At 70.1% G+C, this 12,300-nt stretch carries 5 protein-coding genes and 1 pseudogene; 3 read left to right on the top strand and 3 right to left on the bottom strand.

Annotated features, from left to right (window positions below):
• Positions 1–83: 83 nt before the first annotated feature.
• The 3 genes from MKL20_RS07815 (at position 84) to MKL20_RS07805 (ending at position 10,615) form a co-directional block, all read left to right on the top strand.
• Complete coding sequence (locus MKL20_RS07815) at positions 84–1,439, top strand: UDP-glucose dehydrogenase family protein (protein WP_244036205.1); 1,356 nt, start codon at positions 84–86, stop codon at positions 1,437–1,439.
• 369 nt (positions 1,440–1,808) lie between these two features.
• Positions 1,809–9,251 carry a type I polyketide synthase gene (locus MKL20_RS07810; protein WP_244036204.1) on the top strand — a complete coding sequence of 2,481 codons (7,443 nt, stop codon included), beginning with the start codon at positions 1,809–1,811 and terminating at the stop codon, positions 9,249–9,251.
• On the top strand, positions 9,248–10,615 hold the full coding sequence (locus tag MKL20_RS07805) for an aminotransferase class I/II-fold pyridoxal phosphate-dependent enzyme (protein WP_243968875.1): 1,368 nt from the start codon (positions 9,248–9,250) through the stop codon (positions 10,613–10,615). The genes MKL20_RS07810 and MKL20_RS07805 overlap by 4 nt, the downstream gene beginning before the upstream one ends.
• A gap of 132 nt (positions 10,616–10,747) precedes the next feature.
• Here the strand turns inward: MKL20_RS07805 and MKL20_RS07800 are convergent, their stop codons facing one another.
• From MKL20_RS07800 to MKL20_RS07790, 3 genes and pseudogenes are all read right to left on the bottom strand, one after another.
• Positions 10,748–11,263 carry a GNAT family N-acetyltransferase gene (locus MKL20_RS07800; RefSeq protein ID WP_244036203.1) on the bottom strand — a complete coding sequence of 172 codons (516 nt, stop codon included), beginning with the start codon at positions 11,261–11,263 and terminating at the stop codon, positions 10,748–10,750.
• A complete protein-coding gene (locus MKL20_RS07795) occupies positions 11,260–11,547 on the bottom strand; it encodes a DUF1778 domain-containing protein (protein WP_244036202.1) in 288 nt (95 codons plus the stop codon). The genes MKL20_RS07800 and MKL20_RS07795 overlap by 4 nt, the downstream gene beginning before the upstream one ends.
• Positions 11,548–11,825: 278 nt before the next feature.
• A pseudogene (locus MKL20_RS07790) lies at positions 11,826–12,300 on the bottom strand (sugar transporter); the annotation flags it as partial.

Below are 12,300 nucleotides of genomic sequence, written 5' to 3'. Positions count from 1 at the left end.
CGAGCGGCCCCGGTTGCATCAGTGCCGGTCTCGGATCATGCTGCATTGCAGCAAGCCGCGCGGCTTGCTGCCGGGAGGGCCGGATGCGGATTGCGATGATTGGGGCCGGGTATGTCGGCCTGGTATCCGGGGCGTGCCTCGCCGATTTCGGCCACAGCGTGGTCTGCATCGACCGCGACCCGACCAAGATCGCCAGCCTGAACGCCGGAACGATGCCGATCTACGAGCCCGGCCTCGACGCGCTGGTCGCCGAGAACGTCCGCCAAGGCCGGCTCGCCTTCGGGACGAGCCTGCGGGACGCGGTGGCCGAGGCCGACGCGGTGTTCATCGCAGTGGGCACGCCCTCGCGCCGGGGCGACGGCTTCGCAGACCTGTCCTTCGTGTTCGACGCCGCCCGGGAAATCGCCGGCGCATTGTCGGGCTTCACCGTGGTTGTGACCAAATCGACCGTGCCGGTGGGCACCGGCGACGAGGTCGAGCGCATCATCCGCGAGATCCGCCCCGAGGCGGACGTCGCCGTGGCCTCAAACCCGGAATTCCTGCGCGAGGGCGCGGCGATCTCGGACTTCAAGCGTCCCGACCGGATCGTGGTCGGCAGCGAGGATCCCCGGGCCGAGGCGGTGATGCGCGAGGTCTACCGGCCGCTCTATCTCAACGCCGCGCCGATCGTGGTGACGAGCCGACGCACCGCGGAACTGACCAAATACGCCGCCAATGCGTTCCTGGCGGCCAAGATCACCTTCATCAACGAGATCGCCGACCTGTGCGAGGAGGTCGGCGCCGACGTCCAGCAGGTCGCCCGGGGCATCGGCCTCGACAACCGCATCGGCGGCAAGTTCCTGCATGCCGGCCCCGGCTACGGCGGTTCCTGCTTCCCGAAGGACACGCTGGCGCTGGTGAAGACCGCCCAGGATGCCGGGGTGCCGCTGCGGCTCGTCGAGACCGTGGTGGCGGTCAACGACCAGAGGAAGCGGGCGATGGCCCGCAAGGTGATCAAGGCCTGCGGCGGCAGCGTCCGGGGCAAGACCGTGGCGCTGCTCGGCCTAACCTTCAAACCGGATACCGACGACATGCGCGAGGCGCCATCCCTGTCGATCGTGGCCGGGCTCCAGGATGCCGGCGCGAAGGTGCGCGCCTACGATCCCGAAGGCATGGAGCAGGCGCGTGCGCTGATGCCGGAGGTGGATTATGCCGAGAACGCCTATGCCTGCGCGGAGGGCGCCGACGCCCTGGTGATTGTCACCGAGTGGAACGCGTTCCGGGCGCTGGATCTCGACCGGCTGCGCCAGACCATGGCGTCCGCGGGGCCCGCGCCCGTGCTGGTCGATCTGCGCAACATCTACGATCCCGAGACCGCCGAGCGCCACGGTTTCACCTATCGCGGCATCGGACGATCCAAGGATAGTGCCAAGGATAAGGTTGGTCCGGCCGCGTCTTGACCGTCGGCCGGACGGCGTCGAGCCGCCGCATTGCGGTCTTAGATCTGCAGGCTGCGGCAAAGATCTCTTTGGAAAACCCTGGCGGCACCGCTAGACGGGCTCCGTTCGCCGGTGCGCAACTGTGGCATTTCGATGGTCGCTTGACCGTCTCAACAGGCGGTCAAATGGTGCAGACTTGGCATTTCGGCCGTCGTCATTGGACTGCGGTCTGATGAATACATGTCACAGCCCAGCGCAATCTGGCCGGGCAGGGATGACCTTGCCTGGGGGCAGGTTGGACACCGCAATGGTGCCACAGTAAGGGGTGAGACGGTACTCACTCGTCGCGAGCCGAGCCGACTTCCGATAACGAGCGTGTGCGAACCGAACGTGACACAACGTACAGACATTGCGATCGTCGGACGCGCATGCCGACTGCCCGGGGCCCCCAGCGTCGACGGGCTATGGCAACTCCTGTCGGAGGGCCGCTGCGCCGTCAGCAAGGTCCCCAGTGACCGCTTCTCCCTCGACCGGTTCGCGCATCCGCGCGCCCAGGAGCGCGGGAAGAGCTACACCTGGGCCGCCGGCATCATCGACGACATCTGGTCGTTCGACCCCGCCGTGTTCGGCATCTCGCCGCGCGAGGCCGAGCAGATGGATCCGCAGCAGCGGATGCTGCTGGAGCTGACCTGGGAAGCCCTCGAGGATGCGGGCCTGCGCCCGTCGAGCGTGGCCGGCAGCAACATCGGCGTGTTCGTCGGCGCCTCCTCGCTCGATTACGGCAACCTGCGCATCCTCGATGCGGCCTCGGGCGACGCCTACGCGGCGACCGGCAACACGCTCTCGATCATCTCGAACCGCATCTCGTACATCTTCGATCTGAAGGGCCCGAGCTTCACGGTCGACACCGCCTGCTCGTCCTCGCTCGTCGCCTTCGACAACGCCGTGCAGGCGATCCAGTCCGGCCGCGTGGACACGGCGGTCGTGGCCGGCGTCAACGTGCTGGCGAGCCCGTTCAACTTCATCTGCTTCTCCACCGCGCAGATGCTCTCGCGCACCGGCCTGTGCCAGGCGTTCTCGAAGAACGCCGACGGCTACGTGCGCTCGGAGGGCGGCGTGGTGTTCGTGCTGCAATCGGCCGAGGCCGCGCGGCGCAACGGCGCCACCGTGCGCGCCCGGATCGTGGCCTCGGGCATCAATTCCGACGGACGCACCACCGGCATCTCCCTGCCCTCGGGCTACGCCCAGGGCGCCCTGCTGGAGCGGGTGTACCGCGACGCGGGCATCAGCCTCGACGACCTCGCCTTCATGGAAGCGCACGGCACCGGTACGCCGGTGGGTGATCCGATCGAGGCCTCGGCCATCGGGACCAAGCTCGGCGTCGGCCGCCAGGCGCCGCTGCCGATCGGCTCGATCAAGACCAACATCGGCCATACCGAGCCGGTTTCGGGCCTCGCCGGCCTGATGAAGGCGACGCTGGCGCTGGAGCACGACCTCGTGCCGCCGTCGCTGCACGCGGCCGAGCTGAATCCCGACATCCCGTTCGACGAGCTCAACCTGCGCGTCGTCCGCGAGGCCCTGCCGATCACCCGCGGCCCGCGCGAGCGCTACGCCGGCGTGAATTCCTTCGGCTTCGGCGGCACCAACGCGCACGTCGTGATCACCGACGGGAATTCCGGGTCGCAGTCGGACACCGTCGCCCCGGCGCCGTCCGCTCAGGTTCTGCTGCTCTCGGCCCAGACCCGCGCCGCGCTGAACGAGCTCGCCCTCGACTATGCCGAGCGCCTCGAGGCCGAGCCCGAGCGGGTCGTCACGGTGGCAGCCGCCGTCGCGCATCGGCGCGAGCGCCTGCCCGCCCGCCTGGCGATCGCGCTCGACGGCAAGACCGACGTGGCCGCGGCTCTGCGCGCCGTCGGCGAGGGCGAGGACGCCCAGGACGCCTTCACCGGCACCGCGGTCGACCGCGCCGCTGAGGTCGCGTTCGTCTATTCCGGCAACGGCAGCCAGTGGGCCGGCATGGGCCGCGAGGCCTACGAGGAGAACCCGACCTTCCGGGCCGCTTTCGACCGGGTCGACACCCTGTTCCAGACCTACGCTGACTGGTCGTTGAAGCAGGCCCTCTACGCCGAGGATCTGGACGAGCGCCTGGCGCTCACCAGCGTCTCGCAGCCGCTGATCTTCGCCATCGAGAGCGCCTCCACGGCCGCACTCCGGGCCAAGGGCCTGATCCCGGCCTACGTGCTCGGCCACAGCGTCGGCGAGATCGCCGCCGCCGAGGCGGCCGGCATCCTCACCCTCGAGGATGCGGTCCGGGTCATTTACTACCGCAGCCACCACCAGGAGACGACGCACGGCCAGGGCACCATGGCGGTGCTGCTGATGCCGGCCGAGGAGGTGGAGCCCTTCCTCAAGGACTACCCGTCCCTCGACATCGCCGCCTACAACAGCCCCAAGGCCGTCACGGTCGCCGGGCCGGTGGCCGATATCGACGCTGCCTTGAAGGCTCTGTCGCGCAAGCGCCGCCGCGGCCGCAAGCTCGACCTCGCCTACGCCTTCCACGGCCGGCTGATGGACCCGACCGAGAAGCCGCTGCTGCGCGATCTCGCAGGGCTGAAGGCCCGCGCCGGCACCACCGCGATGGTCTCGACCGTCACCGGCAGCGTGCTGGACGGCGACAATTTCGGCGCCGGCTACTGGTGGCGCAACATCCGCGAGCCGGTGCGCTTCAGCGAGGCCGTGCAGGATGCCACCCGTCGCGGCGCCCGCGTGTTCGTGGAGGTCGGCCCGCGCGCGACCCTGATGTCCCATGTCGGCGACGCGGTCGAGCCGCTCGGCATCGAGACCGCCACGGTCGGCGTCATGCACCGCAAGGCATCCGGCGGCGACCCGATCGCCAAGGCGGTCAGCGCCGCCCTCGTCCAGGGCGCGCAGGTCGACGAGGCGCTGCTCTTCGGTGACGCGCCCCGGGGCGATGTGCGCCTGCCGACTTATCCCTGGCAGCGGCGCCCGTTCCGCCTGGCCGACACCCCCGAGAGCGTCGGCGCCATGAGCGCCCGCCCCTACCACCCGCTGATCGGCTCGCGGACCACCTTCGACGGTCTGGAGTGGAACGGCTTCGTCGATCCGGCGACCCTGCCGGAACTCGAGGACCACAGCGTCGAAGGCCAGGTGATCATGCCCGGCGCCGGCTTCGTCGAGATGGCGCTGGCCTGCGTTCGCGAGGCGATGCGCCACGACGAGGTGGTGCTGGCGGATTTCGAGATCCTGTCGCCGATGGTGTTCGCCGAGGAGGCCCTGCGCGAGGTCGCGGTGCGCCTCTCGGGCACCGGCAACGGCATCCAGGTCCTCAGCCGTCCGCGCCTGACCCAGACCCCCTGGCAGCTCCACGCCCAGGCCAAGATCGTCGACGGCACGTTCACGGCCCCCAAGGCGCCGGATCTGAACGGGTTCGATTTCGACAGCGCCGGCGAGCAGGTCCTGACCGGCGAGGCGCTCTACGCCCGCGCCCGGGCCTCCGGCCTGGCGTTCGGCCCGAGCTTCCGGCAGGTCGCCATGAGCGCCCGCCTCGATGACGCGACGATCGTGTCCGACCTGCTGCCGGCCGAGGCCGACGCCCGCTTCACGCTGGTGCCCGCGCGGCTCGATGCCTGCTTCCACGGGCTGATCCTGCTGTTCGCGGACCTGCTCGGCGAGAATGCCGGCAAGGCCTACATCCCGGTGCGCTTCGGCGAGGTCCGGCTGCTGCGCCCCGGCGCGGTGATCACCCGCTCGGTGATCCGGACGCGCCGCTGCAACGAGCGCTCGATCCTGGCCGATTTCACCCTGCTCGACGCCGACGGCGCGGTGGTCGCCACGATCCGCGAGGGCCGCTTCCAGGCCCTGCGCGCCAAGGGAGGCGGCGACCTCTCGGCTTTCGCGATCTCGCAGGTGCCGGAACTCGCCACCGAGCCGACCGCGATCCCGATGGAGCGCCGGCCGAGCGTGGCCGCGCGCCTGCGGCCGCTCACCGCCGAGGCGAAGGGGCCGGCCGACGCCGCCCTGTCGCCGGGCCACCTTCTGCTGGAAGGCTGGGCGACCTCGCTGGCCTACCGTCTCGCCTCCGGGCTGGCGGAGGGCGAGACCGTTTCGGTCACCGACCGGCGCGTGCCGGAGGCCCTGCGCCCCTGGCTGCTGAACGCCCTCTACGCCCTGGAGAGCAGCGGGCTCGCCGAGCGCGCCGGTCCGAATTGGACCCTGGGCGACGGCTCCGCGCTGCCGGCCCCCGACGAGATCATGCGCTGGATCGCCGGCGACCATCCCGATCTCTCCGCCGAGCTGGTGCTGATCGCCGATGTCGGTGCCATGGTCGACCGCCTGCTCGCGGGCAAGCTGAGCGACGCCCCGGCCCTGCCGCAGGGCGCCATCGACGCCTTCGTGATGCGCTCGGCCACCGCGCGCCACACCGCCGATCTGGTCGCCGACCTGATCGAGAAGAGCCGCGGCCAGCTCCCGAAGGAGCGCGCCCTGCGGGTGCTGCAGGTCGGCTTCGGCCCGCTCTCGGCCCAGGCCGCAGCCTTCTCTGCCGCCGCCGAGGCCCGGCTCACCGTGTTCGAGACCGACCGCCGGCTCGCCGAGCGCGCCCGCCTGTCGCTCACCCACGGCGCCACTATCGTCGAGGCGGCCGACGAACTCGCCCCCGGCAGCTTCGACCTGATCCTGGCGGCCGGCAGCCTGCATCGCGGTGAGCGCGCCCTCCCGGGTCAGCTCGCCGGGGCGCTCGCCACCGGCGGCCTGCTGGTGGCCGTGGAGCCGGGCGCGTCCCTGTTCCGCGACCTCGTATTCGGCCTCACGGGCGGCTGGTTCGAGGAAGCCGTCGGCGGCATGCCGGTCGGACGCCTCGAGGATATCGAGGGCTGGCAGCGCACGCTCAGCGCCCACGGCCTAGTCAAGGTCGCGGTCGAGCGCGCGGCGTCGGCCAATGGCGACGACCTGCTGCTGGTCGCCGAGGCCCCGGTGCGTCCGGGCCCGGCCCCGGCCCAGAGCTTCGCCTTCGTGATCGGTTCGGACGACGAGTTCGCGGCCGAGACCGCCTCCTCCCTGGCGACCCTGCTGGTCGCGGGCGGCGTGCATGTCTCGATCATCCTCGACTCCGAGACCTCGCTGATGGAGCTGGAGAAGGAGACCCCCGACACGGTGGTGTTCCTGGCCGGCGCCTTCACCCGCGGCGGCGAGGCGGCCGAGCGGCTACGCGACCGCTGCCTCAGCCTGAAGCGCTGCATCGAGCATCTCGGTGCCCGCCAGACCCGCCTGTGGGTCGTGGCACCCGGTGCCACCCGCGACCGCGGCGGCCAGACCACCAACATCGAGGCCGGCGTGTGGGCGTTCTCGCGCACCCTGGCCAACGAGGCCCCGAATCTCGACGTGCGCCGCATCGACCTCTCGCCCGAGATGTCGTCGAAGCGCGCCTCCGAGCGCCTGCGCGACCTCATCCTCTCCGGCACGCCGGAGACCGAGATCGTGCTCGACGACGAGCGGACGCAGGTCGTGCGCTTCCATGCCGGCCGGCCGAAGCATCGGGATCCGGCAGATGCCGTCCCGGCCGAGGCCGCGCGCCTGGAGCGCAGCAACACCGGCGGCCTCAACGAGATGGTCTGGGGTCCGGCCGAGCGCCGCACCCCTGGCGAGGGCGAGATCGAGATCGCGGTCGAGGCCACCGGCCTCAACTTCCGCGATGTGCTCTGGGCGCTCTCGATGCTCCCCGAGGAGATCCTGGAGGACGGCTTCGCCGGCCCCCGCCTCGGCCTCGAATGCGCCGGCCGGGTCACGGCCGTCGGTCCGGGCGTCAAGGGCTTCAAGGCCGGCGATCCCGTCGTCGCCTTCGCCCAGTCGGGCTTCGCCACCCACATCGTCGTGCCCGAGCTCGTGGTCGCGCCGATGCCGCAGGGTCTCGACCCGATGGCGGCGGCGACCGTCCCGGTGGCGTTCCTCACCGCCTATTACGGCCTCGTCTCCTGTGCCCGGATGCGGCGCGGCGAGTGGGTGCTGGTCCATGGCGGCGCGGGTGGCGTCGGCCTCGCCGCGCTGCAGATCGCCAAGCTGAAGGGCGCGCGGGTCATCGCCACCGCCGGCTCCCGCGAGAAGCGGGCCCTGGTGAAGGCGCTGGGCGCCGAGCACGTGCTCGATTCCCGTTCCCTCGCCTTCGTGGACGAGGTTCGGGCGATCACCGGCGACGGCGTCGACATCGTCCTGAACAGCCTGTTCGGCGAGGCGATGGAGCGCTCGCTCAACGCCCTGCGGCCGTTCGGTCGCTTCGTTGAGCTGGGCAAGCGCGACTACGTCGCCAACACCCATATCGGCCTGCGCCCGTTCCGGCGGAACCTCAGCTATTTCGGCGTCGACCTCGATCAGGTGATCCAGCATCAGGGCGACGACGGCGCGCGGATGTTCCGCGAGGTCATGGCGCTGTTCAACGATGGCGGCCTCAAGCCCCTGCCCTACCAGCCGTTCACGGCGGCCGAGACCTCGGACGCGTTCCGGCTGATGCAGCAATCGGGTCACATCGGGAAGATCGTGATCAGCCCGCCCAAGGCCGGCACGATCCTCAAGGACACGAAGCGGCCGTTTACGGTCTCGACCGAGGGCGTCCACCTGGTGACCGGCGGCCTCGGCGGCTTCGGCCTGGAGGCGGCGCGCTGGCTCGTCGACAAGGGCGCCAAGCATCTCGTGCTCGCCGGCCGCAAGGGCGCGACCACCGACGAGGCCAAGGCGATCGTCGCCGAGCTCGCCGGGCGTGGCGTCAAGGTCGAAGCCAAGGCGGTGGACATCACCAGCCGCTCGGCGGTGGACCGCCTGATCGCGGAGATCGAGCAGGGCGGCAAGACACTCGCCGGCGTGCTCCACGCCGCGGCGGTGCTCCAGGACGGCCTGATCGCCAACATCGACGCGGCTGCGCTCGACGCGGTGATCGGCCCGAAGGTGATCGGCGCCCAGCACCTGGATGCCGCGACCCGGGACCGGAGCCTCGACTACTTCGTCATGTTCTCCTCGGCGACCACGTTCATCGGCAATCCCGGCCAGGGCTCCTACGTCGCCGCCAACGGCTTCATGGAAGGTCTGGCCCGGCAGCGCCGCCGCCGCGGCCTGCCCGCTTTGGCGGTGGCCTGGGGCGCGATCGGCGATGTCGGCATGCTCGCCCGCAACAAGGCGGTCATGGAAGGGCTCGCCGGCCGCGTCGGCGTCACCCCGATGGAGGCGCGTCGCTGCCTCGAGCTGATGGCCGATGCGCTGGAGGCTCAGGGCGCGTCGCCGGACGAGGCGGTGATCGCCATCGCGGCGATGCACTGGGGTAAGGCGCGCGAGCGGCTCGCCACCATGCGCTCGCCGAGCTACGCCGACCTCGGGTCGGATCAGCAGGTGGAGGCCGGCGGCGTCCAGGCGATCAACATCGGCGCCCTGCTCAAGGGCGGCGACGTGGATGCGGTCCGCAAGACCGTGTCGGACGCGATCGTCGAGGACATCGCCCGCATCCTGCGCCTGCCCAAAGACGATATCAGCCGGGTCCGCCAGCTCTCCGAGATCGGCCTTGATTCGCTGATGGGCGTCGAGCTGGGCGCCAGCCTGCAGGAGCGCTTCGCCCTCGATGCACCGCCGGCCGGTCTCTCGTCCGGCATGACGGTCAACGAACTGTCGGAGTCCTTAATTCAGGCGGTTTCGGCCCCCATGGATGAGGCCGCCGGTGTCGCGATGAGCCTCGTCTCGAAGCATATCGGTGGTGAGATCGACGCGCAGATGATGGCGCCGCTCCGGGAACTCATCGCGCAGACTTCCAGCGAGATCAAAGAGACCAACCCATGACCGATACGGCACGGCCTGACGGTGGGCGCGCGGCGCTCGCCGGCTTCGTGACGAACCGCCTCGGACGCGCGACGCCGCGCCCGGCGCCCGCCAAGGCGGCGTCCCCGGCCGGGAAATCGGCCGCGCAGAACTTCGAGAACCTGCCCGGCTACCGCGAGTTGCAGCTGCAGCGCCAGGCGGCGCAGCTGATCGGACTGGGCAACCCGTTCTTCCGCGTCCACGACGCCAAGGCCGGCGCGACCACCCGGATCGACCAGAAGAGCTTCACCAACTTCTCGTCCTATGACTATCTCGGCCTGAACGGCCATCCCCGGGTCAGCAACGCGGCCCGGGAGGCGATCGAGGCCTACGGCACCTCGGCGTCGGCGAGCCGCGTGGTGGCGGGCGAGCGGCCGGGGCACATCAGCCTAGAGCAGGCGCTGGCCAAGCATTACCGCACCGAGGGCTGCATCGTGATGGTGAGCGGGCACGCCACCAACGTCACGACCATCGGCGCCCTGCTGGAAGCCGGCGACGTGATCTTCCACGATGCGCTGTCCCACAACAGCATCGTCACCGGCGCGCAGCTCTCCGGTGCCCAGCGGCGCTCCTTCGCGCATAACGACCTCGATGCCCTGGAGAGCCTGCTCCAGAACACCCGCCACGAGCACCGCCGGGCGCTGATCGTGGTCGAGGGCCTCTACAGCATGGACGGCGACGCGCCGGACCTGGCCGGGCTCGTCGCCCTCAAGAAGCGCTACGATGCCTGGCTGATGGTGGACGAGGCCCACGGCCTCGGCGTCACCGGACGCACCGGCGCCGGCCTGTTCGAGCATTGCGGTGTCGACCCGAACGAGGTCGACATCTGGATGGGCACGCTGTCGAAGACGCTCTCGACCTGCGGCGGCTACATCTGCGGCCCGATCGCCCTGATCGAGTACCTCAAGCACACGGCCGGCGGCTTCGTGTACAGCGTCGGCATGTCGCCGCCGCTGGCCGCCGCCGCCGAGGCGGCGCTTGCGGTGATGCAGGCCGAACCGGAGCGGGTCGAGCGCCTGCGCCAGAACGGCACGCTGTTCCTGGCCACCGCCAAGAAGCTCGGCCTCGATACCGGCTTCAGCCTCGGCCTTGCGGTGGTGCCGATCATCGTGGGCGATTCGCTGAAGGCCGTGACCCTGTCGGACCGGCTCTTCCGCCGCGGCATCAACGTCCAGCCGATCATCCACCCGGCGGTGCCGGAGCGAGCCTCGCGCCTGCGCTTCTTCCTGACCTCCGAGCACACCGCCGACCAGATCCGCGACACCGTGAACGCGGTGGCCGAGGAGATGGCGGCGATCGACAAGGGCGGCTCGCTGATCGAGCAGCTGCTGGCCAAACGCGGCTGAGTTTCTTCGGGCTGCGCCGGAAGGGTTCGTCGCACACGTTCGACGAGCTCAAACGTGAGCATCAGGCCGGATCGGTTTGCCGGCATGATGCTGTAAGCCATGATGCCGTAAGCATGGTGTGCTGAACGCCCGTCATGCCCCGCCTCGGTTCAGCACGGTGAGGCCGGTCGCGATCGGCAGGAACAGCCGCATCGGCTTGTCGATCAGCGGCATGAAGCCGAGGTCCGCGTAGAACGTCGCGGCGCGTTCATCGATGGCGTCCGCAAAGATCGCGTGGCTGGCGATGGCGGCCGAGGCCACGGTGCGGATCGCATCGAACACCAGTACCTCCCCCAGCCCCTGCCCACGGAAGGCTTCGTCCCGTCCCATCCAGCCCAGCAAGGCGGCCGGCACGGTCGGGTAGCGCGGCAGCTTCTTGGCGAGCACGTCGAGGAGGTCCGTCAGCGGCACGCTGTTCGAAGACAGGGTGTAGAATCCCCCGACCCGCCCGGTCGCCACCTCGCGGGCCACGAAGCAGGCCGCATATCGGCGCTTCACGTCCTGGGAGACGGTCTGGCGGAAATAGGCATCGACACGGTCGTTGCCGCTGGCAAAGCCGCTCCGGTCGTGGGCCTTGGACAACGGCTCGATAACGAACGGCGCCGTCACCGAGGCTGGATCAGAGCCGCATGGCGCTCGGCGGCGCGCTTCAGACGATCGGTTGGCTTAGGCGGGTCGATCAAGGCTTCCGCGAACCGCACTTGGTCGGCGCGGGCCAGCCGCAGGATCTCGGCCTCCTCGACCACGCGCCTTGCATCCTCGCCGGCCGTTGCGATCAGGTAGCTGGTCAGGGTCATGCCGCGCAGCTGCGCCGCGCGTTGCAGCGTGTCGTAGACCGGCACTGGGACCCTGGCCTCCAGCCGTGCCATTCCGTCGTCGCGTCTCGCCGCCATGGAGCACCTCCGTGGCCTCCCGATGTACGGCAGAATGCCGTAAAACGCAAAGACTCGACGATCGGGGCCATCATTGTCGAACAGGATGTGGCGATCCCGGTTCACGTCTTTCGATGGGTTTGATCGATCGGTTCGATAGCCCGGCCCTGCCTGTGCGACATGCCCTGCCGGGATCCCGACACGCGAAACGAAACAGGGCGCGGATGGCATCCGCGCCCTGTTTCGTTTTCAGGAATCCGGTCCGCCGGCCCGGAGGCCGGCTCGGCTGCTCGCCCGGCCTACTTCGCGTAGGCGTAGGCGGTGGCTGCCGAGCTGAGCGGTCCGGTGACGCCGCTGAAGGCGGTCAACACCTTCTGGACTTCGGTGAACGGGGCGTTCGAGACGTAGATCAGGTCGCGGTTGCGCATGCGGAACGCCTGGGTGGTGAACAGGCTGTTGGGGTCGCGCATGTTGATCCGGTAGACCACCGGGACCAGCGGCGTGCCGGTCAGCTTCGTGGCCGGGTTCAGGCGGCGCACCACGCTGGCGGGCTCGAACCGGAAGATGAACGTCCCGGCCGGGTCGGCGGCGAAGTCCGACAGGCCGCGCGCCTTGGCCAGCGCCTGGGCCAGGGTGATGCCGTCGGCCTGGAACGGCAGCTCGGTCGCCTGGCCGAGCGCGCCCACCGCCAGGAAGGTCTGCGGATCGCGCACCAGGGTCAGCACGTCGTTGGGCCGCAGGTAGATGTTTTCCTTCGGGTTCGACACCACGGTC

The organism is Methylobacterium sp. E-066, assembly GCF_022829635.1.
Classification (GTDB): Bacteria; Pseudomonadota; Alphaproteobacteria; order Rhizobiales; family Beijerinckiaceae; genus Methylobacterium.
Note: the sequence above shows the minus strand (reverse complement) of the source record. Positions and strands in the feature narration are given on the sequence as shown.